This window comes from Micromonospora sp. RTBAU3-60, assembly GCF_054963695.1.
This window is the reverse complement of sequence record NZ_JBUEGB010000028.1, coordinates 63,237-86,684: the sequence shown is the minus strand read 5'-3', so window position 1 is coordinate 86,684 and position 23,448 is coordinate 63,237. Positions and strand designations below refer to the sequence as shown.

26 protein-coding genes and 1 pseudogene are annotated in these 23,448 nt (G+C 72.0%); 17 read left to right on the top strand and 10 right to left on the bottom strand.

Translation table 11 applies throughout. From position 1 onward, the window contains the following. Window positions 1-46 precede the first annotated feature (46 nt). The 4 genes from ACY34I_RS24815 to ACY34I_RS24800 all read right to left on the bottom strand — a co-directional run bounded on the left by ACY34I_RS24815 (window position 47) and on the right by ACY34I_RS24800 (window position 2,441). On the bottom strand, window positions 47-610 hold the full coding sequence (locus ACY34I_RS24815) for a hypothetical protein (protein WP_462757430.1): 564 nt from the start codon (window positions 608-610) through the stop codon (window positions 47-49). 53 nt (window positions 611-663) lie between these two features. Next, window positions 664-813 (bottom strand): hypothetical protein, encoded by a 150-nt coding sequence (locus tag ACY34I_RS24810; protein ID WP_187413650.1) that lies wholly within the window; start codon window positions 811-813, stop codon window positions 664-666. A gap of 93 nt (window positions 814-906) precedes the next feature. Beyond that, the gene (locus tag ACY34I_RS24805) at window positions 907-2,109 is read right to left on the bottom strand and encodes an RNA polymerase sigma factor (protein WP_462757429.1); all 1,203 of its coding nucleotides are present in this window, start codon (window positions 2,107-2,109) and stop codon (window positions 907-909) included. Window positions 2,110-2,114: 5 nt separating this feature from the next. Continuing rightward, a complete protein-coding gene (locus tag ACY34I_RS24800) occupies window positions 2,115-2,441 on the bottom strand; it encodes a YciI family protein (protein ID WP_462757428.1) in 327 nt (108 codons plus the stop codon). A gap of 81 nt (window positions 2,442-2,522) precedes the next feature. Here ACY34I_RS24800 and ACY34I_RS24795 point away from each other — a divergent pair, with 81 nt between their 5' ends. From ACY34I_RS24795 to ACY34I_RS24765, 7 genes are all read left to right on the top strand, one after another. After that, complete coding sequence (locus tag ACY34I_RS24795) at window positions 2,523-2,795, top strand: zinc-ribbon domain-containing protein (protein ID WP_462757427.1); 273 nt, start codon at window positions 2,523-2,525, stop codon at window positions 2,793-2,795. A 255-nt stretch (window positions 2,796-3,050) separates the two neighbouring features. Continuing rightward, window positions 3,051-4,475: an MFS transporter gene (locus ACY34I_RS24790; RefSeq protein WP_462757426.1), complete on the top strand. Its 1,425-nt coding sequence runs from the start codon at window positions 3,051-3,053 to the stop codon at window positions 4,473-4,475. A 97-nt stretch (window positions 4,476-4,572) separates the two neighbouring features. Beyond that, window positions 4,573-5,067 (top strand): RNA polymerase sigma factor, encoded by a 495-nt coding sequence (locus ACY34I_RS24785; RefSeq protein ID WP_462757425.1) that lies wholly within the window; start codon window positions 4,573-4,575, stop codon window positions 5,065-5,067. Then, the gene (locus ACY34I_RS24780; RefSeq protein WP_462757424.1) at window positions 5,060-5,773 is read left to right on the top strand and encodes a hypothetical protein; all 714 of its coding nucleotides are present in this window, start codon (window positions 5,060-5,062) and stop codon (window positions 5,771-5,773) included. Before ACY34I_RS24785 ends, ACY34I_RS24780 begins: the two co-directional genes overlap by 8 nt. Window positions 5,774-5,800: 27 nt before the next feature. Beyond that, window positions 5,801-6,889, top strand: coding sequence for a hypothetical protein (locus ACY34I_RS24775; protein ID WP_462757423.1), 1,089 nt, complete (start codon window positions 5,801-5,803; stop codon window positions 6,887-6,889). A 46-nt stretch (window positions 6,890-6,935) separates the two neighbouring features. Beyond that, the gene (locus tag ACY34I_RS24770; RefSeq protein WP_462757422.1) at window positions 6,936-8,450 is read left to right on the top strand and encodes a hypothetical protein; all 1,515 of its coding nucleotides are present in this window, start codon (window positions 6,936-6,938) and stop codon (window positions 8,448-8,450) included. Window positions 8,451-8,469: 19 nt separating this feature from the next. Then, window positions 8,470-9,105: a class I SAM-dependent methyltransferase gene (locus ACY34I_RS24765; protein ID WP_462757421.1), complete on the top strand. Its 636-nt coding sequence runs from the start codon at window positions 8,470-8,472 to the stop codon at window positions 9,103-9,105. A gap of 58 nt (window positions 9,106-9,163) precedes the next feature. Here ACY34I_RS24765 and ACY34I_RS24760 read toward each other — a convergent pair whose 3' ends face one another. The 4 genes from ACY34I_RS24760 to ACY34I_RS24745 all read right to left on the bottom strand — a co-directional run bounded on the left by ACY34I_RS24760 (window position 9,164) and on the right by ACY34I_RS24745 (window position 12,454). Beyond that, a complete protein-coding gene (locus tag ACY34I_RS24760; protein WP_462757420.1) occupies window positions 9,164-9,778 on the bottom strand; it encodes a PIN domain-containing protein in 615 nt (204 codons plus the stop codon). Further along, a complete protein-coding gene (locus ACY34I_RS24755) occupies window positions 9,775-10,638 on the bottom strand; it encodes an ImmA/IrrE family metallo-endopeptidase (RefSeq protein WP_462757419.1) in 864 nt (287 codons plus the stop codon). The genes ACY34I_RS24760 and ACY34I_RS24755 overlap by 4 nt, the downstream gene beginning before the upstream one ends. Window positions 10,639-10,653: 15 nt before the next feature. Beyond that, a complete protein-coding gene (locus ACY34I_RS24750) occupies window positions 10,654-10,992 on the bottom strand; it encodes a helix-turn-helix domain-containing protein (protein WP_462757418.1) in 339 nt (112 codons plus the stop codon). A 508-nt stretch (window positions 10,993-11,500) separates the two neighbouring features. Continuing rightward, complete coding sequence (locus ACY34I_RS24745) at window positions 11,501-12,454, bottom strand: S41 family peptidase (protein ID WP_462757417.1); 954 nt, start codon at window positions 12,452-12,454, stop codon at window positions 11,501-11,503. Window positions 12,455-12,540: 86 nt separating this feature from the next. On the opposite strand from ACY34I_RS24745, the gene ACY34I_RS24740 reads away from it, so the two are divergent. The 9 genes and pseudogenes from ACY34I_RS24740 (at window position 12,541) to ACY34I_RS24700 (ending at window position 18,787) form a co-directional block, all read left to right on the top strand. Beyond that, window positions 12,541-13,053 carry an ArsR/SmtB family transcription factor gene (locus tag ACY34I_RS24740; protein ID WP_462757416.1) on the top strand — a complete coding sequence of 171 codons (513 nt, stop codon included), beginning with the start codon at window positions 12,541-12,543 and terminating at the stop codon, window positions 13,051-13,053. A 99-nt stretch (window positions 13,054-13,152) separates the two neighbouring features. Continuing rightward, a complete protein-coding gene (locus ACY34I_RS24735) occupies window positions 13,153-13,629 on the top strand; it encodes a hypothetical protein (protein ID WP_462757415.1) in 477 nt (158 codons plus the stop codon). Between the two features lie 104 nt (window positions 13,630-13,733). Further along, window positions 13,734-14,810 (top strand): annotated as a pseudogene (locus ACY34I_RS24730) (diguanylate cyclase domain-containing protein); the annotation flags it as partial. 55 nt (window positions 14,811-14,865) lie between these two features. Beyond that, window positions 14,866-15,480, top strand: coding sequence for an EAL domain-containing protein (locus ACY34I_RS24725; protein WP_462757432.1), 615 nt, complete (start codon window positions 14,866-14,868; stop codon window positions 15,478-15,480). Window positions 15,481-15,542: 62 nt separating this feature from the next. After that, on the top strand, window positions 15,543-16,055 hold the full coding sequence (locus tag ACY34I_RS24720; protein WP_462757414.1) for a hypothetical protein: 513 nt from the start codon (window positions 15,543-15,545) through the stop codon (window positions 16,053-16,055). 123 nt (window positions 16,056-16,178) lie between these two features. Continuing rightward, window positions 16,179-16,817 (top strand): hypothetical protein, encoded by a 639-nt coding sequence (locus ACY34I_RS24715; protein WP_462757413.1) that lies wholly within the window; start codon window positions 16,179-16,181, stop codon window positions 16,815-16,817. Between the two features lie 140 nt (window positions 16,818-16,957). After that, complete coding sequence (locus ACY34I_RS24710) at window positions 16,958-17,716, top strand: MerR family transcriptional regulator (RefSeq protein ID WP_462757412.1); 759 nt, start codon at window positions 16,958-16,960, stop codon at window positions 17,714-17,716. Between the two features lie 19 nt (window positions 17,717-17,735). Continuing rightward, on the top strand, window positions 17,736-18,053 hold the full coding sequence (locus tag ACY34I_RS24705) for a putative quinol monooxygenase (RefSeq protein WP_462757411.1): 318 nt from the start codon (window positions 17,736-17,738) through the stop codon (window positions 18,051-18,053). A 461-nt stretch (window positions 18,054-18,514) separates the two neighbouring features. Further along, window positions 18,515-18,787 carry a hypothetical protein gene (locus tag ACY34I_RS24700; RefSeq protein WP_462757410.1) on the top strand — a complete coding sequence of 91 codons (273 nt, stop codon included), beginning with the start codon at window positions 18,515-18,517 and terminating at the stop codon, window positions 18,785-18,787. A 169-nt stretch (window positions 18,788-18,956) separates the two neighbouring features. On the opposite strand, the gene ACY34I_RS24695 is transcribed toward ACY34I_RS24700, so the two are convergent. Next, window positions 18,957-20,462 carry a GntT/GntP/DsdX family permease gene (locus ACY34I_RS24695; RefSeq protein ID WP_462757409.1) on the bottom strand — a complete coding sequence of 502 codons (1,506 nt, stop codon included), beginning with the start codon at window positions 20,460-20,462 and terminating at the stop codon, window positions 18,957-18,959. A gap of 35 nt (window positions 20,463-20,497) precedes the next feature. Further along, the gene (locus ACY34I_RS24690; protein ID WP_462757408.1) at window positions 20,498-22,039 is read right to left on the bottom strand and encodes a gluconokinase; all 1,542 of its coding nucleotides are present in this window, start codon (window positions 22,037-22,039) and stop codon (window positions 20,498-20,500) included. 241 nt (window positions 22,040-22,280) lie between these two features. Here ACY34I_RS24690 and ACY34I_RS24685 point away from each other — a divergent pair, with 241 nt between their 5' ends. After that, window positions 22,281-23,444, top strand: a complete 1,164-nt coding sequence (locus ACY34I_RS24685) for a hypothetical protein (protein ID WP_462757407.1) — start codon at window positions 22,281-22,283, stop codon at window positions 23,442-23,444. The last annotated feature ends 4 nt before the right edge of the window (window positions 23,445-23,448 follow it).

Genomic DNA, 23,448 nt, shown 5'->3' with positions numbered 1-23,448 from the left:
AGCGGATAAGACCGGGACCGTCCCACCGCAAGGCGGGACATGCCGATCAGTCGCAAGAGCGCACTGACAGGTAACGGTCTGGAGCACCACGCGACGGCGACGGAACACCACCAGCAGCACCGCGCCGAGCGCGATCACCGCGGCATGCCCGGCGCCTGGTCGTCCTCCGCGCGGCGATGGTGACGGTGACCGACCCGGCGTCGCCAGGCTTGGCGCCCTGCTTGCTGACCAGCGACAGCGGGCTCAGGGTCTCGACCTGGCCGGGCTGGAGCACGCCGACGGTGCAGGTGACCTTCGTGCCGTCCAGCTTGCAGGCGTCGGTCCACTCCGGCACGGACGCGGTGACCGACTCGGCGACCTTGCTCAGGCCGAGGGTGACCTTCACCGCGGTGGCGGTGGCGTCGCCGTTGTTGTAGACGTACATGCCGACCGTGGTGCCGCTGTTGTCGACCTCGGCGACGGGGTCGCGGTCGAACGAGACGGACAGGTCGGGCAGCGGGTCTGCGGCAAGGGCCGGGGCCGGCGCGCCGACCAGCGCGGCGGTGGCCAGCGCGCGTGGTCCGGCAATCCCGGGCCATCGAGAAGGGTGGGTCAGCAGTCGCTGCCCCACCTAAACAGTGTGTTCGCGAGCGGTCCAAGCACGGCCCGGACCAGCAGGCGGGCTCACACCCGCCTGCGAACCCAACCGACGACGGCGGTCGCGACGAACAGGATCGCCCCGATCACGAACAGCCAGAACAGGCCCTTCACCAGGAGCCCAACGACCACCAGAACCAACCACACCAGCAGCAGGGCAAGGATCAGTGCGATCATCGGCGCCGCGTACCCGCGCGTGGCCTGCGCAAACCGGGTGGATTCCGGGAACACCCCTCCAGGCGTTCCCGGTTCGGTGGAAGACCGATGTTCTCACCGAGTCACTTCGGCCGCGCGGCGCAGCAGCACCCGCCGCTCCGGCTCCGAGCCCACCGCCTCGGCAGCAGCCCGGAACAGGGCGGCGGCAGCGTCCCGGTCGCCATGCCGGGCGGTCAGCTCGGCCTGCGCCGCCAGCGCCGGCGGGTAGTCATCCAGCGCACCGCCGGAACGCGCCTCGGCGAGCAGCGCCAGCCCGGCCGCCGGGCCGTACGCGTAGCCGTGGGCGACCGCCCGGTTGAGCCGGACCACCGGGGTGGGGCGCAGCCCGACCAGGTGGTCGTACCAGCGGGCGATGGCTGGCCAGTCGGTGTCGGCGGCGGTGCGGGCGGTGGCGTGACAGGCGGCGATCCGGGCCTGGAGGGCGTACGGGCCGTGGCCGGCCCGGTCCAGCAGCGCGACGCCCTCAGCGACGCCAGCGTGGTCCCAGCGCGAGCGGTCCTGCTGCTCGAGGGTGAGCGGGTTGCCGTCGGCGTCGCGCCGGGCGGCTCGGCGGGAGTGGTGCAGGAGGAAGAGCGCGAGCAGCCCGGCCACCTCCGGCTGCTCGGGCATCAGGGTGTCGAGCAGGCGGGCCAGCCGGATCGCCTCGGTGGCGAACGCCGGCTCACCGTCCGCGTCGTACCCGCGGGTGAAGAGCAGGTAGAGCACGGCCAGGACGCCCGGCAGCCGCTCGACCAGCGCGGACCCGGTCGGCACCCGGTACGGGACGCCGGCTGCGGCGATCTTCGCCTTGGCCCGGGTGAGGCGACGGGTCATGGTCGACTCGCTGACCAGGAACGCGCGGGCGATGTGGGCGGTCGGCACCCCGGCCACGGTGCGCAGGGTCAGCGCCACCCGCGCCTCCAGGGCGAGTGCCGGATGGCAGCAGGTGAAGATGAGCCGCAGCCGGTCGTCCACCACGTCTCCTTCCGGTGGCGCCGGCTCCGGCTCGGTGAGCAGCGCCAGCTCGCGCAGCTTGCGGCGTTCCACCGTGGCCCGGCGTAGCCCGTCCACGGCCCGGTTCCGCGCGGCGGTCATCAGCCAGCCGCCCGGATTGGCTGGCACGCCGTCACGGGGCCACCGTTCCAGCGCCGTGGCCAGGGCCTCCTGCGCGCAGTCCTCGGCGAGGGTCCAGTCGCCGGTGATGCGGATCAGGGCGGCGACGATCCGCGGGTACGCCTCGGCACCCGCGGCGGCGACCGCCCCGGCCGCGTCGGTCAACCGGATCAGTCCACCAGCGGGCGCAGCTCGATCCGCCCGCCGTACGCCATCGGGTGGGCCCGGGCCACCTCGACGGCCTCGTCCAGGTCGGCGCACTCGATGAGGTCGAAGCCGACGATCACCTCCTTGGTCTCGGCGAACGGGCCGTCGGTGAGCAGCAGTTCGCCGTCGCGTACCCGGACGGTGGTGGCCGCCGACGGGGGCGCGAAGCGGCTGCCCGTCACGCGCTGGCCGTTGGCGTCCCGCTCGGCCACCCACTTCTCGATGTCCGGCGCGGCGCTCGGGTCCCGGGCCGGCTCGGTGTCGGTGCAGACGAGCATCATGTACTTCATCGTTTCTCTCCTCCGGTCGTGCTTCCACCCAGCCTGACGAACGGGGGTCGTGCATCCGGACAGCCGTGGGCGAAGAAACTCGTGGGTGTGTTCCGGGTCCGGCCGGGGTACTGCCGGGCGATGTTCTTCATCTTCGGACTCCGGACCAGGGTTGTCCGCTCCGGCGTCGTCACCGAGGTCTGCCGCAACTGCGGCAACCAGGCGGCCCAGGTCGTCACCCGGCGGGCCACGAAGTTCACCCTCTTCTTCATCCCGCTGATCCCGGTGCGCACCCGCTGGACGAAACAGTGCACGTTCTGCGGCGCTCAGTACGACATCCCGCGAGCCGAGGCCGAGCGCCTCCCGGTCGGCTGACCATGGCCCGGTTTCTCTGCTGGCTGGTCGGCCATGAGTTGGTCACCGCCCCGCTGCACACCGCCTCCCACCCGCCCTGCGCGCCCGGCCGCCGGCGCCGCCGCCGCAGCCGTCCCTGCGCCGGCGCCCGGTCGCCCCGATCGCCCCGGAACCGCTCCGCCGGACGCTGACCGGCCTGTGATCCTGCACCCGTCCCGGGATCCGCCGCCCCGCGCCCGAACTAGGCTGAGGCGGCCGTCCGAACGGGGAGAATCTTTGCGCAATCACCCGGCCGTCGTGCTGGCGGCCGTCCTGCTGTCCACCCTGGCGCTGCCGGTCTCGCTGACCGGCGCGTCCGTCGCGCTGCCCGACATCGGCGGGGACCTGAACGCCGGGTTGGCCGGCGTGCAGTGGGTGGTGAACGGCTACAACGCCACCTTCGCCAGCTTCATGCTCGCCACCGGCGCGCTCGCCGACCTGTTCGGCCGCCGCCGGGTCTACGCCGTCGGGGTCGCGGTCTTCGCCGCCGCCGGGCTGCTCGCCTCGGTCGCCGGCAACATCGTGCTGCTCGACGTCGCCCGTGCCCTCGCCGGGGTCGGCGCGGCCGCCGCCGCGACCAGCGCGTCCGCCCTGCTCGCCGGCACGTTCCAGGGCCGGGCCCGGGCCCGCGTCTTCGGTGTGTTCGGTACGACCATCGGCGTCGGCCTCGCCTTCGGCCCGTCGATCGCGGGGCTGCTCATCGAGGGCTTCGGCTGGCGGGCCGTCTTCGCCGTCCCGGCGCTGGCCGCCTGCCTGGTGCTCGCCCTGGTCCCGCTGCTGCCAGAGTCCCGCCAGCCGAATCCGGGCCGGGTCGACTGGCCGGGCACCGTGTCGTTCACGGCCGCGCTGCTGCTGCTCATCTTCGGTTTCGTGCAGGGCCCCGAGTACGGCTGGGCCGCACCGGTCATCCTTGCCGCGTTCGTTGCCGCGGCGGGTCTGCTGGTGGCCTTCGTCCGGGTGGAGCGCCGCCGCGCCGATCCGATGTTCGACCTGGCGCTGCTGGCGAGCCCCCGGTTCGTCGGCATCTGCCTGGCGGCGGCCACCATCGTGGCGGTGCTGGTGCCGCTGCTGGTCTACCTGCCGTCGTACCTGACCACGGTGGTCGGGCTCAGCCCAGGTGCGGCCGGCGCGACGCTGATCCTGCTCACCGCCCCCACCCTGGTGCTGCCGCTGGTCAGCGGCGCGCTGACCCGGCTGGTCCCGGCCACCGCGGTCACCGTCGTGTCGGTGGCCGTGGTCGCCGTCGGGGCGGCCTGGGCCAGCGTGCTCGGCCCGCACGCGGACACCGCGACGCTGGCCGGGCCGCTGCTGACCATCGGGGTCGGGGTGGGCCTGTCCATCGGGCTGCTCGACGCCATCGCGATCGGCAGTGTCGCGCCGGCCCGCGCGGCGACCGGCGCCGGGATGATCAACACGGCCCGGCTGGCCAGCGAGACCGTGGCCATCGCGGTGGTCGGGGCGGTGCTGGCCAGCACCACCGCCGGGCGGCTCGCCGACCCGGGCTTCACCGGCGGGCTGCGGGTGGTGCTGTGGTCGATGGCCGGGCTGGCGGCGGCCGCCGCGGTGACCGTCGCCGTGCTGGTCCGCCGGGGCGCGGCCCGCGTCGGCCCGGCCGAGCCGGTGACCGAAGCGGAGCCGGCCGCCGGGCCGACCGCCGCTTAGCGCCGGTGGTGGCCCCGGCCGCCGGGGCGGTGCAACCAACCGCACCACTCGTGCGCCTGAGCTTCGACGTCCGGGCATGGACGGGACTGGAGCGGAGATGGCGGTGGGGACGGAGGTCGCCGAGCCGGTGTCGCTGGGCGAGGACGGGTTCAGGACCGTGTACGAGGAGCAGTTTCCGCTGCTCGTCCGGTTCGCATACCTGACAACGGGGAGCGCAGCGGCGGCGGAGGACCTGGTGCAGGAGACCTTCGTGGAGCTCTACCGGCACCGTGACCGGGTCCGCGCCCCGGTGCCGTGGCTGCGGCGCGCGGTCGCGAACCGGTGCACCTCCTGGGTACGACGGCGGGTGCTGGAACGCCGCCACGCGTTCCGCGATCCGGACCCGCCGTACGCCCCGGCGTCGGTGGACGGCCCGGCGGTGCGGGCGGCCCTGCGCCATGTACGCCCACGCCAGCGTGCCGCCCTCTTCCTCCGCTACTACCTGGATCTGCCGGAGCGGGAGATCGCGGAGGCGCTCGGCTGCGCCCCCGGCACGGTCAAGGCGCTCCTGCACCGTGGACTCGCGACCCTGAGGGGGCAGCTCGATGTCTGACCGCGAACAGTGGACCCGGTCGGTGCTGGACCGGGCGCTCGCCGACCGGACCTTCCCCACCCCGCCCGTCGGCGTCGTCGTGGCGCGTGCTGAGCGGCGGCCGGCACGCAGCGGCTGGCCGGTGCTGGCCGCCGCGCTGGTGGCGGCGTGCGCGCTGGTCGCCGGCTCCCTCGTCGGGCCGGTGAGCCGGTTGCTCTTCGGCGAGCTGGGGCCGGGGCGGCCGCTGTCCGGGATGCCCGCCGCCGAGCGAGCCGAGGTGGCCGCCCAGTGCCCGGTGTCCGGTCACGGCGACCGGCTGCTCAACTCGGTGACCTGGCCGGACGGTCGCCGGGCGGCGGCCGCGGTGAACGGCACGCGGTACTCGTACTGCGTCTCCGATCGCTCAGGAAAGCTGCGCCGCCTCATCGATGGGCAGGTGGATCCCGGCCAGGATCCGCTGGACTGCGCGCCTCGTTCCTGCCGGTACGGCAGTCTGACCGGGCGGCTCTCCGCCCTGCCGGTCGGGGCGTGGGTCATCGCGCTGGGCCCTGCCCCGGCAAACGCGGTGCGGGTGCGCGGGCGCACCGACGCCGGTGACCTGGTCGAGGCGCCGGTGGTGAACCGCACCTGGATCCTGCGCGCCGACACCCAGACCCGGTCGAGCATCGACGTGCGGAGCGTGGACCTGATCGCCGCCGACGGCACGACCCTGTTCACCGTGCGCTGATTCGAGGGGCGGCTATCGTGGCCTGTCGTGACGGACACTGCGCAGCGCCTGGCCGACATCCGGGGCGGCGTGCCGCCCCGGCGGCACAACGCCCGCACCATCGCCGCGCTGACCGGCAACCCGGGCTGCACCCGGCGGGCGGTGCTGGACAGCGCCGGGGTGGACAAGCCGAAGCTGGCCGAGCGGATCGGCTTCCCGGCCCGGTTCGGCCAGTCCCGCTTCGCCATCACCCGGGGCAACGCCTTCGAGGCCCAGGTGAAGGCGGACGGCGGGACGGAGTTGCTGCGGCTGGTCGCGGAGCGGCTGGGCGTACCGGTGCCGGCGGGCGCGACCTGGACGGACCTGGGCGGCGCGGAGGACCTGCCGGACCGGCACGAGCGGTCCCGGGCGGCGTTGACCGGCGGCGGTGACGAGCCGGCGCTGTTCGACCATCCGCTGCTCGGGCTGGACGTGGCCGGCCGGCGGGTGCACCTGGAACCGGACCTGGTCGCCGCCCGGCTCGGCGGCCGCTTCCACGTGGTGGAGATCAAGTCGTTCCCGGTGATCGACGGTCAGGCCGACCCGGCGAAGGTTTCCGCCGCCGCGATCCAGTCGGGCGTCTACGTGCTGGCGCTGCGCGAGCTGCTGGCCTCCGCCGGGCACGACCCGGATCTCGTCTCGCACGAGGTGGTGCTGGTCTGCCCGCGCGACTTCGCCAACCGGCCGGTGGCCAGCCTGCTCGACGTCCGCAAGCAACTGCTGGTGCTGCGCCGCCAGCTCGACCGGATGGCCCGGATCGACGATCTGCTCGCCGAGGTGCCCGCCGGTTTCACCGCCGACCTGACCGCCGACCCGGCGACCCTGACCGCCGCGCTGACCGGGGTGGCCGCCCGCTACGCGCCCGACTGCCTGGCCGCCTGCGAGCTGGCGTATTTCTGCCGGCACGAGGCGCGCGGCCACACCACCGCGCTGGGCCGGTCGGTGCGGGAGGCGCTGGGCGGCCTCGCCGACATCGGGGAGATGCTGGCGCTGGCCGACGGCGACCGCGCCCCGGACCCGGAGCAGGCGGAGTCCGCCGCGCTGCTGCGCGCCGCCGCCCGCCTGCGCGCCGACGCTCTCGCCGGGAACCCGGCATGAGTACGCCGCGCCGGCGGGCCCGGCCCGTCTCGTCCCGGAGGTCCCGGTGAGCACCCTGCGCGCCCTCGCCCAGGCGCAGGCGGTCGCCGCCGGGGTGGCCCAGCCGGTGGCCACCGTCCGGCACCTGCACCTGTCGGAGCGGCCGCTCGTGGTGGTGCCCCTTGCCATGGCGGGCGAGGCGAACGCGCCGCTCGCCGCGATGGTCGGTGCCGCGCCCGACGAGGCGCGGCTGCTGGTCGTGCCGCAGCCCCGCAACCGCGACCAGCGCTTCGCGTTCGCCGCCGAGCTGGCCGCGATCCTGCTGCCCTATCTGGACTCGTTCCGTGGGGTCAGCGAGGCGGTGCCGGTCGACCGGGGCAGGGACGTGCGCTACCGGTACGTTGACGCCCCGCAGGTGCTGGTGCCGAACCCGGCCGGGGTCACCTTCCTGCGGCTGTTCGGCCGCTCCACCCGGTTCCGCCGCCCGGACGGCGAATACCCCGTGCATCCGTCGGTGCCGCTGCTCGGGCGCTGGCTGACCTTCTTCGCCGAGCGCGCCGAGCATCCCGGCTCGGCGGCGCTGGTGGCGATGACCGAGGCGTTGACGCTGCACTGGGCGACCGGGCAGAGCGCGGTGGAGGACCTGCACCTGCCGGCGCTGCTCGGCTGGATCGATCCGCCGCCCGGCTCGACCGGCGCCGAGGCGGCCGCCCGGGCCGAGGACCCGCAGGTCTGCCCGCCCGCCGGCCCGGCCACCGACCCGGACTTCGACAACCACCGGCTCGCCCCGGCGATGACCGCTTACGCGGAGACCGACGGCGACCCGGTGGCCCGCGCGGGCGCGTACGCGGAGCTGGAGCGGCTGCTGCGCGACCAGCTCACGCCCACCTGGGAGCTGATGTGGCGCGGTGTGGGGTTGCTGCGCGGGCTGCCGCCCGGCGCCCGGGTGGCCGGCCGGTGGGACGGCGACAAGGATGCCTTCACCGGCTACGCCGAGCACCTCGACGACGGGGGCGGGCCGCAGCCGCGCCGGGACGGGGCGGTGGCCGCGGCGGTGCGGCTGCACCGGCTGGAGCGAGCCCTCGCCTCGTACGCGGTGCAGCGCGCCTACGACGACCCCCTGGTGATGGCCGAGCACCGGCTGACCGGGGAGGCGTTCGTCGGCGAGGTGACCCTGGCGGACCCGAAGCGGGTGGACGACACGGGCAAGCGGCCGGTGCTGCGCCCCCGCGTCCAGGTGGTCACCACGGAGCCGGTGCTGGTGCCGGTCGGAGCCACGCTGTACTCGCCGGCCCGGCCCGGCCAGAAGGCGAAGGTGGTCTTCCTGACCCCGGGCGCGGACGGCAAGACCGAGGTGGTGCTGGAACTGTCGGGCGGGATGGGGCGCGGGCTGACCGCCCCGCCGGGCAGCGTGCCGGAGGTGGGGGAGCGGCTCTGCTTCACCACCCTGTCGGACGCGTTCATGCCGGCCGGGAACTTCCCCGCCACCGAGGAGACGCCGTGGACCCACGGCGGCCCGCCGGCCACCGCCGGCCCCGCACCCGACAGCGGCGACGGAGACCCGGCGGAGGAATGGACCTGACGTCAGGATGGAGCCCGCGATGAGCAGCGATCACGACCGGGTGCGGCGCAGCTACGACACCGTCGCCGGGGAGTATCGGGACCGCCTGGCCGACGAGCTGACCGGCAAGCCCCTCGATCGGGCGTTGCTGGCCGCCCTGGTCGAGCTGGCCGGGCCCGGGCCGGTGGCGGACCTCGGCTGCGGGCCGGGACACGTCACCCACTGGCTGGCCGGGCGGGGCGTGCCGGCGGTGGGCATCGACCTGTCGCCGGGCATGGTGGCGCAGGCCCGCCGCGCGTACCCGGAGGTGGAGTTCCGCGAAGGTGACCTGCTGCGGCTGCCCGCCGCGGACGGCGAGTTCGGCGCGGCGGTGGCGCTGTACTCGGTCATCCACCTCACCCCCGACGAGCTGCGACCGGCCCTCGCCGAGGCCCGCCGGGTGCTGCGGCCGCAAGCGCCACTGCTGGTCGCCGTGCACCTCGGCAGCGAGGTGCGGCACCTGGACGAGTGGTGGGGACACCGGGTGGACGTCGACTTCTACTTCTTCGCCGCGGAGGCGCTGCTCGCGACGCTGGACGAGACCGGGTTCACCATCGAGGCGCGCCTGGAACGGGTCAGCTACCCGCACGAGGTGGAGACCCGGCGGCTGTACGTGCTCGCCCACCGCCGTCCCTAGCGATCTCTGGTCGCTACCTAGCCGGGTCGTGCACGGGCTATCCCGTGAAGACCACCGTTTACTGCCAATGGGAAGGAGACAGGAGGCTCGTCGCTTCGACTGGTGGTAGGCCGTCGTCGAGGCCGCGTAGCCGTTGGTAAATGTCGCGCATCGTTCCCTTGTCGGGGATGTGCTCACCGCCTGCTGCACGCTTCAGGATTGTCAGCGTGTTCACGAGTTTGATCGATCCCACAGCATGACCTTGAGCGCGAAGTCGATGCAGTCGGCTGATTTCGGACGTCGCGATCCGGGCCCCTGACCCGTCATCAATGAGCACAGTCATCGTCTCACCCGCTTCGGCGGCGACGACAGCGTGGGCCACTACCATGATCTCGCCCAAGTCTCTGGGGTGCCTTAGTCGCTCTTGCATGGGCTGCTGTGTGATTCGGTGTACGACTGCTGCGAGTTCGGGCGTCTCGTCGTCGGAGAGTATGTGAATCCAGCGCGGTGTTAGCTTGCGCCAAACGGTTGCGGCAGGGCGGAACCGGGTGTCCTCCTGGGACTTGCGCATCACCTCGGCCTGCACTGTCTCCGGAACGCTGAGCGGCCCAAGGATGCCGATGAGAAGCCGTTCCTTGTTTATCGAGAAAAAGTTCAAGCTGGGTCCGGCGTCAATGATTGGCCGCTGGCTCATCTTGCTTCTGTCTCGGCCGTCGGGTCCTGATCGTCATCCGGCGCGCTCAGGTCTGCGTCCAGGGTCGCCCAATCCACCGGCACGTCAGGCAGTTCAGCAGCGTCAGCCCAGGCAACCGGCCGCTCAGCGGGCACGATGCCGACCTCCCGCAGTTCCGCTTCAGCGGTCTCTACCGGGATGCCGCGCAAGGTGGCGATGGCCTGTGCCGAAAGCACACCCTCGGCATACCCTTTGGTTGCACGGGCAAGCAGTTTCTGTGGTGCCCTGCGCTTGTCGGAGTCGACCTGTAGTGCCTGGTATTGGTCGATCCACCCGAAACGGACAGCAAGCTGCCGTGTGGATAGGTTCATCCAATCCGACTTTGTCACGGCATCGATGTACCCAGCCTTGTACAGCGCGATGGCGGCCATTGCTGGCGACACCACGAATCGCTGGACGACCGCAGAGAGGGCGGACTGCGTTACCTCCTTTCGATCGCCAAGGAATTCTCGCAAGCCGTTCACTGGCAGAAGCAGATGCCTTGCGAAGGCGTCGGCCCGAACTTCAGCAGGGGAGCGGTCGCTCCAGTTGCCCGCATCGGCGTCCGCCCAGTCTTCGAACTTTACGTGGCCGAGTTCGTGAGCGAGCGTGCTGCGTTGTCGCATCGGATTCGGAGTACGTGCGACACCGAGGAACATAGTATTCCGCTGCGGGTCTCTCATCGTCAGGCCGTGCTCGTCCGGCCCCGCGTCGAGTACAGCCACATCGATCCCAGTTGTCTGCTCGATGATCGCAATGAGGTCACCCAAAGGCTGCACGCCCAAACGGTGATCTTCCCGGAAGCGCTCGGCAGCAATACGCCCCTCGGTTTCAGCGTTCACGTTCAACCACCAACGTCAAATCGTTGCGGGGATCGCCTGCTCAGCCAAGTAGTCGTCCAACTCTAGGAAGTGCAGGAGCGCCTGGCGCATGCCTTCCATGCCGGAGCCGTTGGTGGCCCGAGCCGCGCATTGAACTCGGTCAGCCACCGTCTGCGCTCCGGTCAGTTGGGCCACCGTGTGCCCGGTCGCCCACGCGATTGCCACAATCTCAGGCATCTTCGCCACGCGGTCGCCGGAGATGATCCGCGACAGGGTGGACTGGGAGATGCCCGTCTTGTCTGCAAGGGCTCGTTGGCTGAGGCCGGCGGTCGTCCGGGCACGCTCAATCGACGCCCCTGCATTCGGGTTGCTCATGATCTACTCCCCCAGCAGTGAATCATGATCTGTATCTCTGATTCAGAGTACCGGCTTCCTGTGCGCGTCGCCACCTCGTCCGAAGGTTTGGCTACGTCAAGAACTCGACGTTCAGGCCAGTGGACACGGGTCGGGCGGGTCGGGCACCCCAGCGTCAAGCCGGGAGATCAATCAGTAGGCATCTGATCATGCCGCTCGCCCCCACGTCTCGGGACCAACTGCATCAGACCTGGCCAGATGTGGCACGTCCCACGTGGTCACCTCAGAGAACCTCCACCCCAACGCCTCTGGCAGTCGTACGTTCACAAGATCAGTTAACGTGCTCGCTTAGCTTTGGCGAGAGATCCGCCTCGTCGAAGCAGCTACCTTGCCTGTTGGCAACGCCCCCGGCGTCTTGCACCGGCAGGCCGGCAGCGCCTACATCAAGCCTGAGCCCGACGACCGACTGCACGTGCCGCCTCAACCTCGAACCTCAACCATGATCCCAAACGGCGGCTGCTGGCGCCCGTCAAGGAAAGGCGGCCAGGGTATCGCGCGCCTCGTCTGCCGTCGGCCGATGCGGGTCGGCGGCCAGCAGCGCCTCCAGCACCCGCCGGTGCGCCACGTCCTGCGCGGCGCCGGCCGGCACCTCGACGTCGGGGACCACTCCGCTGCCCTCCCAGTTGGTGCCGGTCACCGGGTTGACCGGCCGGGCCACCGGCACGGTGAGCTCCAGGTGGGGGTGCATCCGGTGGCCGACCCGGGGATGGGCGCCGCCGCCGGTGCGTTCGCCGACCACGGTGGCCCGGCCGAGTTGCTGCAGGTCGTACGCGAGTTCCTCGCCGCCGGAGAACGTCTCCGCGGAGGTCAGTACGTGGGCCGGTTTGTCGGCCGCGTACGTCGGGACCGGCAGGTAGGCCGCACTCCAGAATTGGTGGGCGGTGCCGACCCGGTCGTACATGGTGTGCAGGTGTGCGGGTTCGGCGAAGAACCAGCCGCAGATCAGGGCGACCATGTCGGGGCTGCCGCCGCGGTTGCCGCGCAGGTCGAGCAGGAGCGCGTCGGTGTCGCCGAGCAGCCGCAGCGCCGCCGTCATGGCGTCGCCGGCGATCTGCGGTGGGAACAGGCACGGGCGGATGTCCAGCAGACCGACGTTGCCGGCCAGCCGCTGCACCCGAGCGATGCCGCCCATGGTGGCGGCGGCCTCCCGGGCCCAGAACTCCTCGTCCGGGTCCTCGTCGCGCTCGGGCAGGGCCGCGGGGTGGTGCTTGAGCCGCAGGTGCCGGTCGTCGTTGACCGACTGGAGGTCCTCGGTGACCAGCGCGGCGAGGGTCGCCGGGTCGGTGACGTCGGCGTACCGGCCGTCGCGGAGCCGGTCGCCGAGGTGCGCGGCGATCTGTTCGGCGACGTCGGGAAAGACGTACTGCTCGGTGACCAGTTTTGTGGCCCGCTCGACGACCTTGGTGATCTCGTCGTGGCGCATCGGATGCCCCCGTCCGTAGGTCCACTGTGATGGGGCCAGTAGAGCAGCCGTTTGACAAAGCGTCAAGAGAAGTAGACGCTTTCCGGGTGACCGACGAGATCACGGACGCGTTGCAGGCCCACACCGCGGCCCACTTCAAGGCGCTGGCCCACCCGTTCCGGCACCGGCTGCTCTTCGCGCTCGGACCCGGCCCGGCCACCATCAGCCAACTCGCCGCCGGCCTGGGCGCGGCGAAAAGCACGATCGCCCACCACCTCAAGGTGCTCACCGAGTCGGGCATGGTCCGCCCCGCCCACACCCGGCAGGTACGCGGCGGCACCGAGCAGTACCACGAACGCACCTACCGCCGCCTCGTCGGCGAGACCGTCGACTCCGAAACCACCGCCGCCATGCTCGGCGCGGTCGCCGAGGAACTCACCGGCGACCCGGACCCGCTGCTGCACCTGCGCCACCTGCGGCTCACCCCGGAGCAGGCGCACCGGCTCCGGGCCACCCTGGACGACCTCGTCGGCGACGCCGAGGAGGCCGCCGCGGACCAGCCGCGCTACGGCCTCCTGGTCGCCCTCTACCGCCGCCACGACACGCCGTCACCGACCTGACCGGTACGGTGACCGACACCGATCCGCTCTGGCGGCGATACCCGGGGGTAGCTACGCTGGCTCCCGTTCGCCGTCCGCAACCGGTCCTCATCGTCGAGGGTGCGCGCACAGAAGGCCGGAGCGAAGTTCGTTGTACCCCAGCAGGACGTGAGCCTCGCCGCCCCGGGCGTGGCCCGTCCCTCGCTCTCCGGCCGCGTCGGGCTCGTCGCGGCCGCGTTCGTCGTACTCTTCGAAGCCCTCTGGCTGGCGGCCGGCCTGCCCGGCGCGGCCCTGGCCAGCGACCTCGGCGCGGTCGCGGTGGCCAGCTGGGCGGCGGTGGCCTGCACCGGGGCGGTCCGGCGGCACCCGGAGACGCTACAACGGTTCTGGACGTTGCTGGCCGTCACCATGGCGCTCGCCGCGATCGGCCGGAGCGTGTGGACAGTCGAGCGGCTCGCCGGGCACGAGCTGCCGCACACCGCGCTCGTCGGAGGGCTCTTCACCGCCGGCATCGTCACCGGCACCGCCGCGCTGCTGTGTTCGCTGGCCGCCCCACGCAACCTGGTCGGGCAGGCCCGAACCCTGCTCACGGGGTGATCGTCGGGCTGGCCCTGATCCCGATCGCCTGGCTGGTGGTGTTCCGCGACGTCGCCGCCGCCGACCTGACCGACCCGCTGCGCACCTTCGGGCTGCTCTACCCGATGTTCGACCTGATGCAGCTCACCATCCTGGTGGCGGTCGCCGGGCCGGCCCGCCCGATGTGGCCGGCGCACACGCTGATCGGCGTCAGCCTCGCCACCCGGGCCATCGCCGACACCATCTACGTCTCCCTCGTCGCGCACGGCAGCTACGCCCCCGGCCATCCCATCGACCTCTGCTGGCCGCTGAGCTACCTGCTGATCGGCGTCGCCACCCGGTGCCCACCACCGACCGGCGACGACGGGGACGACGAGGGCACGGAGTCGCCGCTGCCCCCGTGGTGGCGGGTCGCCCTGCCCTACCTGCCGGTGGGCGGGGCGATCATCGCCGTGGTCCTCGCCCGGCGGCCCACCGGGCAGACGCCCCACCTGATCTTCGTCGCCATGATGGCGCTGCTCGGGGTGCTGGCCCTGCGGCAGGGGCTGGCCGCCAACGAGAACCTACGGCTGGTCGTCCGGCTGCGCCGGCTCGCCTACTCCGACCAGCTCACCGGCCTGCCCAACCGGCTGACCTTCACCCGGCGGCTGCGCCGGGCCCTGCGCGACGGCGGCCCGGTCGCCGTGCTGCTCCTTGACCTGGACGGGTTCAAGCAGGTCAACGACCGCTTCGGGCACGCCGCCGGGGACCGGCTGCTGACCACCATCGCCGACCGGATGCGCGACGCCGTCGGCGCCGACGGCATGATCGCCCGGCTCGGCGGCGACGAGTTCGCGGTGCTGCTCGACCGCGACCGGCCGGTGTCGCCCGAGCGGCTCGCCGAGCGCCTGCTCGCCGCCCTCGAACCGCTGCCCGGCGAGGAGGACCTGGGCGTGCACCCGTCGGCCAGCATCGGCATCGCCGAGTACGGCCCGCAGCACACCTCCCACACCGACCTGCTCCGCGACGCCGACATCGCCATGTACGCGGCGAAGGCGGCCGGCAAGTCGGCGTACCGGACCTGCACCCCGCAGCTGCGCGAGTCGGCGGTGACCCGGGCCGAGCTGATCGCCGACCTGCGCCGCGCGGTCGACGAGGGACAGCTGCTGATGGAGTTCCAGCCGATCGTCGACCTGGCCACCGGCGCGGTCCGCAGCGCGGAGGCGCTGGTGCGGTGGCGGCACCCGCGGCTCGGGGTGCTCCCGCCGGCGAAAGTTCCTGCCGCTGGCCGAGGAGACCGGGCTGATCCTCGCGATCGACCGATGGGTGATACAGCAGGCGTGCCGGGCCGCCGCGACCTGGCGGGAACAGGCGCCCGAGGTCACCGTGGCGGTCAACATCGCCGCCGCCCACCTGCGCCGCCCCGATCTGATCGCCACGGTCACCGCCGCCACCGCCGCAGCCGGCCTGCCACCGCGCGCGCTCACCCTCGAACTGACCGAGTCGGCGCTGATCGAGGGGAGCGAGGCCGTGCTGGAGCGGCTGCGCCAGCTCCGCGACCTCGGCATCCGGATCGCCATCGACGACTTCGGCACCGGCTACTCCTCGCTGAGCTACCTGCACCGCATCCCGGCGACCGAGCTGAAGATCGACCGGTCCTTCGTGTCCCGGCTGGACGCCGAGGACACGCAGGCGTACGCCACGGTGGAGATGGTCAACCGGCTGGCCGGCGCGTTCGACCTGGTGGTGGTGGCCGAGGGGGTCGAGACGGGCACCCAGCACGCGGCGGTGACCGCGATCGGCTGCCTGCACGGCCAGGGCTGGCGGTACGGCCGCCCGGCCACCCTGACCGAGCTGCTCACCATCCTCACCCCGGCCGACGCCACCCGCTGATCGTCACCTACCCGTTACGGCCCTGGGTGGGAACGTTGACCCGGTGAAGGGACAGTGAGCCCATGGCCACCCCGCTGCGCCGAGCCGTCGCCGCGTCCGCCGTCATGCTGCTCACCGTTCCCGGTCTGACGGCCTGCTCCCCGGAGATCAAGGGAATCACCGGCGTCAGCGTGGATGGATCCGGGCAACCGGTGGCCATGCTGGCCTGGTGCGCCCCACACCCGCCGGACGTCGTGCTGCTCTTCGACGCCACCGCCGACGACCGGCATCCTCGACACACCGAGTGGGACTGGCCCGGGCGCGAATATCGCGTACCGGATGACGCGACCTCCCCGGCGACGGTGCCGCTGACCGGCTTTCCACCGTCAACGCTTCCCAACGGCGTAGTCGACTTCGCGATGTACGCCGCGACGGACGACAACTCCTTCTCTGCGGCACGGGTGACCTTCCGGCTCGCCGACCTGGCTGGACTGAAGCCCGGTTCGGTCCTGATCACGAGCTACCAGGACGAGTCCGAGTCCTTGCGTGAACTCACCCTTGAGGAGTTCTCCCGGCGGGGCGCCGAGGAATGTTGACCCGCCGACGGCAGGTCGAAGGTCCCGGGTGGAACAGGGGGTTCGGCCCTGCTTGATGGGCTGCGCCGGCGGCGACGATGAAACGGACATCGAGAAGACGCCACCAGCCACACAGGAGCGGTCATGAAGCGCCGGACCTTGGATCTGCTGTTCAGCATCGGCGGGCTGGGCCTTGCGGTCCTGCTGCTCGTCGTGGGCATCGTCCTGACGACGAACGCCAACTTCGCCAACACCTACGTGCACGACCAGCTCGCCGCGCAGCACATCAGCTTCAAGCCGGCCGACCAGCTCACCGACGAGGAGAAGAAGTCGGACTGCCTGCGCGAGTACGCCGGGAAGCAGCTCACCACCGGCAAGCAGGCCGAGTGCTACGCCAACGAGTTCATCGGGCTGCACCTCAAGTCGATCTCCGGCGGCAAGACCTACGCCGATCTGGGCCAGCCGGAGGCAGCGCTGAAGCAGCAGGTGGCCCAGGCCGAGCAGAGCAACGCCGCCAACCTGGCCGACCTGCAGAAGCAGCTCGCGCAGGTCACCGCCCAGCGGGAGACCGTCTTCAAGGGTGAGAGCCTGCGCGGCATGCTGCTGACCTCGTACGGCTTCAGCGAGTTCGGCCGCAAGGCCGGGCAGGGCGCCCTGGCCATGTACCTGGGGGCGGCGCTGCTCCTGCTGCTGTCGATCGCCGGCCTGGTGCACGCGTTCCGCACCCCGGCCAGCGAGGCGTTCGCCGCGCCGGAGAAGGCCCGGGAGCCGGTCACCGCCTGATCCCGCCACGATCGCCCCCGGCCTGGTGAGGCCGGGGGCGATCGGCTTTCCGGCACGTCGGTGTGAGGTGGGATGCAGAATCTGGCTTGACCCTCACGTAGCGAGAGGCGGGACCCTTGGCCGTGGAAGGGAGGGAACCCATGCCGTACACGGTGGGTCAGGTGGCGCGGGCGGCCCGGGTCACGGTCCGCACGCTGCACCACTACGACGAGATCGGGCTGCTGTCGCCGAGCGGACGCACCCCGGCCGGCTACCGCCGCTATGAGGACGCGGACTTGGAGCGGTTGCAGGTCATCCGGGCCTACCGGGAGTTGGGGTTCCCGTTGGAGGAGATCGCCGAGATCCTCGACGACCCGGGCGCGGACCCGCTGCCGCACCTGCGGCGGCAGCACGAGTTGCTCACCGGGCGGATCGGGAAGCTGCGGGAGATGGTCGCGGCGATCGAGCTTGCGATGGAGGCGAGAACGTTGAACATTGAGCTCACGCCGGAGGAACGGTTCGAGGTCTTCGGGGACTTCGACCCGGACGCGCACGCCGAGGAGGCGGAGCGGCGCTGGGGCGGCACCGAGGCGTACCGGCAGTCGACTGAGCGGGTCGTCCGGTACAGCAAGGAGGACTGGCTGCGGAACAAGGCCGAGAACGAGGACTGGGGGCGGCGGTTCGCCGAGCTGATGGCCTCGGGCGCCCCGGCCGACAGCCCGGAGGCGATGGCGCTGGCGGAGGAGCACCGGCAGCGCATCACCCGCTGGTTCTACGACTGCTCCTACGAGATCCACACCGGTTTGGCCGACATGTACGTCGGCGACCCGCGGTTCACCGCGTACTACGAGAAGATCCGGCCGGGGATGGCCGCGTACCTGAGCGAGGCCATCCACGCGAATGCGATCAACCGGGCCTGATCCTCGCCCGGGTGCCAGGATGGGCCGGACGGCTCATCCGCGGGAGGTCTCCTTGATCATCGTCGCCGGCACCCTCTACGTCGACCACGCCGAGCGGGACGCCTACCTGGCCTCCTGCGTGACCGCCGTCCGGGCGGCCCGCTCGGCGCCGGGCTGCGTCGACTTCGCGGTGAGCGCGGACCTCGTCGAGCCGGGCCGGATCAACGTGTACGAGCGGTGGGAGTCCGACGAGCAGTTGCTCGCGTTCCGCGGGTCCGGCCCGGCCGAGGAGCAGGTGGCGGCGATCCGCGGCGCCGAGGTGCACAAGTTCCGCATCTCGGGCGTCGAGGCGCCCTGACCCAGATCACGGCACCGCAGTGACATGGTCGGACGTGCGGGTGCCCGGGTGGCAGCATCCCGGGAAGGCCAGCCAGCGCAGGGTGGTCGCTGCCGACTCCACGGGTACGGCGGGTTGGCGCGCATGCCGCTTACTCGGCCGTGGCTTCCGCCGCCGTTTGCGGACCTGCTCTTCATCGCCTTCGAGCTGAATCGCCTGTGGGTCGCCGACTGCGTCTCGGCGGTGCGACGCGAACTTGCCTTTCTGCGACAGCTCGTGGATCAAGGAGGCCACCCGTGATGCCGAGGAGGTCAAAGTCGCCGATATGGTTAGGATATTGACCGAGCGCGATGCGGAAGTCCTCTGGCCGAGAGGAGGTGGGAGCGGGCGCTCCCGTTCTGACTCACCTGGCACGGTCTGGTGCCATAGCAATGGTCCAGCATCTCCCAAGCCACATATCTAGCAGTAGGAGGGATGGGCTCATGCTCAGGAAACGGATCCTCGCACGTGTGACGACCGCAGCCGGCCTCGGCTTGACCGTCACGACGATTGCCGGCGCAACTCCCGCCAACGCCGGCCCGGCAACAGCCACTACCGAAACCTTCATCGGATACGGCTACCTGCCCGAGAACGCGCACCAGGACGCATTGGCGCAGATGCACGCCTACAGCGCGAGCTGTTATGAGGTGAGCACGACCTACTCGCCCGCCGGTTCGATGCATTACTGGAAGGCGACGCTTACGGCCGAGTGCTGAAGGAAGAACGGCGCCGGTAGGCCGCTGGGGGATCCACGCCCGGTTCCCCCAGCCTCGCCGATCTGGCCGGCCGGTCCTCGCCACCTGTGGCGGGCGGCTGATCCCAGGTGCTCTCCGCTGGGTAGCGCGCTGTGATGTGCGGGACGGCGTACCTGATGGTGATGGGCCGTTAGACGAAGACGTCGATGATGAGGACGCCGGCGAAGCCGACCACGGAGATGATCGTCTCCATCACCGACCAGCTCTTGATGGTCTGCCCGACGGTCAGCCCGAAGTACTCCTTGACCAGCCAGAAGCCGGCGTCGTTGACGTGCGAGAAGAACAGCGACCCGCAGCCTACGGCCAGGGCCAGCAGCGCCACCTCGGTGCCGCCGAGGGTGGCGGCGAGCGGTGAGACGATGCCGGCGGCGGTGATGGTGGCGACGGTGGCCGAGCCGGTGGCGACCCGGATGCCGACGGCGACCAGCCAGCCCAGCAGCAGCGGCGAGAGGTTCGCGCCCTTGGCGGCGTCGGCGACGAGGTTGCCGACGCCGGCGTCGACGAGTACCTGCTTGAAACCACCGCCGGCGGCGACGATCAGCAGGATGCCGGCGATCGCCGGCAGTGATCCGCCGAGGAAGCCGGAGACCTGGTTGCGGCTGAACCCGGTGCGGTAGCCGAGGAAGATCATCGCGAAGATGACGCCGGCGAGCAGGGCGATGATCGGGGTGCCGACGATGTCCAGCGCCTTGCGGCCGCCGGTGTCCTTGGCGAGGGTGAGCTCGCCGATGGCGCGCAGCAGCATCAGCGCCACGGGCAGCAGCACGGTGATCACGGCGGCCCACAGGGCGGGGGCGCGGCGGGGGCGTTGTCCTTCGTCGATCGGCGCGCCGGGGCGGCCGGTGCCTGGGTTGATCAGGTCGTCCTCGGTGACCAGGTCGCCGTCGGCGTCGAGTCGGCCGCCGGACGGGGTGGTGGGGCGTCGTTCGGTGGCCGTGACCGGCTGGCGGGTGGGCAGCAGCGCCTCCGGTGCGGTGGCGGGCACGTAGCGGGCGATGAGGTTGCCGAAGACCGGGCCGGAGATGATCACGGTGGGGATGGCGATCAGGAGGCCGAGGGCGAGGGTCTGGCCGAGGTTGGCGCCGAGGGCGTCGATGGCGACCAGCGGGCCGGGGTGCGGCGGCACCAGGCCGTGCAGCACGGACAGGCCGGCCAGCGCCGGGATGCCGATCTTCATCAGCGGTACGTCGACCCGGCGGGAGACCAGCAGCACGATCGGCACCAGCAGGACCACGCCGACTTCGAAGAAGAGCGGGAGCCCGATCAGGGCGGCCACGCCGGCCATCGCCCAGGGCAGGGCGCCGCCGGAGACCCGGGCGACGACGCGTTCGACGATTTTGTCGGCGCCGCCGGATTCGGCGAGCAGGCCGCCGATCATCGCGCCGAGGGCGATGAGCAGGCCGACGCCGCCGACGGTCGAGCCGACGCCCGCGCTGAACGAGGTGACGATCTTGTCGACGGCGACGCCGGCGACCACCCCGAGTACGGCCGCGCCGAGGATCAGGGCGAGGAACGGGTGCACCTTGCCCCAGGCGATGAGGAGCACCACCGCGACGATGCCGAGCACGGCGGCGATGACCAGTTGGGTGTGACCGGCGTTCGTGAGCGGCGCCGGTGCGGCGAGCAGTGCGACCACGGCTATCACGACCTTCGGGAGTCGTCCGCCCCGGGTCAGCGGGGAAGGGCGATGGGTGGTGGTTCCGGCGGCAGGCTCGGCGCCAGTCGCCGCAGCGACGCGAACGTCGGCACGAGCGCGTCGTACAGCTCGGAGAAGAGCGGCAGGAGGGTGGCGTAGATGGCGGCGGAGGCCGGGTCGGGGCGTACCGTTTCCTCGATCTGGACCAGGTCCGCGGCGACGTCGATGGACTCGATCAGGCCGAGCGCCTGCATGCCGAGCAGTGCGGCCCCGAAGCTGGATCCTTCATGGCCGTGGGGGAAGCGCACGGGCATGCCGAGCGCGTCGGCGAGGATCTGCCGCCACAGCGGGCTGCGCGCGAAGCCGCCGCTGGCGCGGACCTCGCGTACCTCGTTGCCGGCCGCCCTGACGGAGGCGAGGACCAGGGCGAGCTGCTGGCAGACCCCCTCCAGCGCGGCCCGGACGAGGTGTTCGCGGCGGTGGCCGTGGGTGAGCCCGACGTACGCGCCGCGGGGCAGCGCGCTCCAGTGCGGCGCGCGTTCGCTGAGCAGGTACGGCAGCATGATCAGCCCGCCGGAGCCGACCGGCGCGCGGGCGGCCAGTTCGAGCAGTTCCTCCTCGGCGTGTTCGCCGAGTTCAGGGGCGAGTGCCTCGCCGGCCCACTGCAGGACGATGCCGCCGTTGTTGATCGCGCCGCCGACCACCCAGCGGCGCTCGGTGAGGGCGTAGCAGAAGACCCCGCCGAGCGGGTCGACGCCGGGGCGTTCCACCATCACCCGCATGGCGCCGCTCGTGCCGATGGAGCAGGCCACCTCGCCGGGGTGCACCGCGCCGAGGCCCAGGTTGGCCAGTGGTCCGTCGCCGGCGCCCACCACGATCGGGGTGGCGAGGGGCAGGCCGGTGGCCGCGGCCGCCTCGGGGGTGAGTCCGGGCAGCACGTGGGTGGTCGGTACGAGCTGGGGTAGCTGTTCCTCGGTGATGCCGGCGATGCCGAGCGCCTCGGCGTCCCAGGCGAGTCGGTGGATGTTCATCAGGCCGGTGGCGGAGGCGACGGAGTGGTCGGTGACCAGCGCCTCGGCCAGCCGCAGCAGCACGTAGTCCTTGATGCCGACCCAGTGCGCGACGCGTTCGAACAGTTTCGGTTGCTGCTCGGAGAACCAGACCAGTTTCGGCAGTGGCGCCATCGGGTGGACCGGGGTGCCGGTGCGCCGGTGGATGGCCAGGCCGGACGGCACGGCGCGGAGCCGTTCGGCCTGGAGGCTGGCTCGGGAGTCGGCCCAGGTGATCGACGGGGTGAGCGGAACGCCGTCGGCGTCCAGCCCGATGAGGCTGTGCATGGCGCTGCTGAAGGACAGCCCGGCGACGGGTCCGGGCAGCTCGTCGACCACCTCTCGGATCGACTGGACCACCGCGTCGAAGATCAGCTGCGGGTCCTGCTCGGCGTACCCGGGGTGCGGCTCGTCGAGCGGGTAACCATGGGAGTGCGCGACGAGTTGCCGCCCGCCGGTGTCGTAGGCGACCGCCTTGGTGCTGGTGGTGCCGATGTCCACGGCCACCACGACGGTCGGTTCGCCCACCGGTCCACCTCCTCGCCGTCACGCCACGGCCCGTTGCGGCTGACGTTACCGACGCTCCGACCCCCTCGCAGGGTGAAGCGGGGCAGCCGAGATCGTCGGGGAGGCGATGAGTGGGATTCGGCCTAACGTGCAGGTCAATCACCCGATCGGTTGGATTTGCAACTTGCGCGTGTCTTCTTGCCCCTCCGCCACAGTTGACAGGAACGACACCCCGGTGGGCTCGCGCGGCGGAGGAGTCGGCGTGGCGATGACTGATTCGACGGGTTCCACGTGGCGGTACCGGTGGGCGCACCGCCAGAACGAACGGCGGCTGCGCACCTTCCACGCGGCCGACGAGGCGTGGCGACGACGCGACGACGAACTGCGCCGCCTGCGTACCCTCGCCGTGTCCTTCCACGGCTCCGCCGAGGCAGGCGTCGGCCTGCCCATGGAGCTGGCCCCCGGTGAGCTGGTCTTCTGGACGCTGCCGGCCGCGCAACTGGTGGAGGTACGGCACACCGCCGTGCTACCGGCCCCCGAACTGACCGTCGAACCCGATCCGCCCGAGCTGCGCCCGCGCCGCCCCGAAGGCGTCCGGGCCGTCGACGCCGGGCTCGCCGTGCTCACCAACCGGAGGCTGGTGCTGCTCGGCGGCCGCGGCCGGCGCGACTGGGCGTACGGGCGGATGACCGGACTGTCCCACGACCCGGGCGCGCCGGTGACGCTGCTCCAGGTCCTGGACCGGCGGCGCACCTCCGGCCTGATGCTGCCCACCGGCGCGGTGGCCGACTTCCGGTTCAAGCTGACCCTGGCGTTCGCCGATGCGATCGAGCAGCGGGCCGCTGTCGTCGCGCAACTCGACGAGCTGATCGAGGAACATGCCGCGGCCCGGCCCGTGCGGCCCGCCATCGCCACCCCGCGCCAGGCCCGGCTCGCCGCGTTCGTCGGCCCGCGCGCTGTCGCGGTCGGGGCGGCCCTCGCCCTGATCGTGCCGGCGATGCTGTTCGAGTCCGACCCGCCGGGGCGTACCGGCGGGTCGGAGTTGGCCGCCGCCGCCACCCCGGCGGCCACCCCCACACCCACGCCGCTGGTGATCGCCCCGGCCGTCCGGGTCGAGCCCACCGCCGTGCCGAAACCCCGACACACCGGCACCACGCCCGCACCCACGTCGTCGCGCGCTCCCCGGCCGGCCGTCGTCGAGCGGCGCTGCGGCGCCCCGGCCAACCCCTTCGGGTACGACTTCTGCGGCGGCTCCCGGGTCCGCAAGCCCGCCCGGGGCGTCTGCGACTGGTTCGACTGCGTCCCCCGCTTCTGGTCCGGACGCGGCTGGCTGGTGCAGTGCCGCGACGGCACGGTCAGCCTGACCGGCGGGCAGCGCGACTCGTGCGCCGGCCACCGCGGCTACCGCCGTACCGTCTGGAGCTGACCGG

What these genes read in the sequence shown, in the direction of transcription:
- ACY34I_RS24745 (WP_462757417.1), bottom strand. Translation starts at nt 12,454, where the DNA reads ATGCGCCACGACGAGATCACCAAGGTCGTCGAGCGGGCCACAAAACTG.
- ACY34I_RS24760 (WP_462757420.1), bottom strand. Translation starts at nt 9,778, where the DNA reads ATGAGCCAGCGGCCAATCATTGACGCCGGACCCAGCTTGAACTTTTTC.
- ACY34I_RS24710 (WP_462757412.1), top strand. Translation starts at nt 16,958, where the DNA reads ATGCCGTACACGGTGGGTCAGGTGGCGCGGGCGGCCCGGGTCACGGTC.
- ACY34I_RS24705 (WP_462757411.1), top strand. Translation starts at nt 17,736, where the DNA reads ATGGGCCGGACGGCTCATCCGCGGGAGGTCTCCTTGATCATCGTCGCC.
- ACY34I_RS24750 (WP_462757418.1), bottom strand. Translation starts at nt 10,992, where the DNA reads ATGAGCAACCCGAATGCAGGGGCGTCGATTGAGCGTGCCCGGACGACC.
- ACY34I_RS24700 (WP_462757410.1), top strand. Translation starts at nt 18,515, where the DNA reads ATGCTCAGGAAACGGATCCTCGCACGTGTGACGACCGCAGCCGGCCTC.
- ACY34I_RS24780 (WP_462757424.1), top strand. Translation starts at nt 5,060, where the DNA reads ATGTCTGACCGCGAACAGTGGACCCGGTCGGTGCTGGACCGGGCGCTC.
- ACY34I_RS24720 (WP_462757414.1), top strand. Translation starts at nt 15,543, where the DNA reads ATGGCCACCCCGCTGCGCCGAGCCGTCGCCGCGTCCGCCGTCATGCTG.
- ACY34I_RS24800 (WP_462757428.1), bottom strand. Translation starts at nt 2,441, where the DNA reads ATGAAGTACATGATGCTCGTCTGCACCGACACCGAGCCGGCCCGGGAC.
- ACY34I_RS24785 (WP_462757425.1), top strand. Translation starts at nt 4,573, where the DNA reads ATGGCGGTGGGGACGGAGGTCGCCGAGCCGGTGTCGCTGGGCGAGGAC.
- ACY34I_RS24765 (WP_462757421.1), top strand. Translation starts at nt 8,470, where the DNA reads ATGAGCAGCGATCACGACCGGGTGCGGCGCAGCTACGACACCGTCGCC.
- ACY34I_RS24715 (WP_462757413.1), top strand. Translation starts at nt 16,179, where the DNA reads ATGAAGCGCCGGACCTTGGATCTGCTGTTCAGCATCGGCGGGCTGGGC.
- ACY34I_RS24810 (WP_187413650.1), bottom strand. Translation starts at nt 813, where the DNA reads ATGATCGCACTGATCCTTGCCCTGCTGCTGGTGTGGTTGGTTCTGGTG.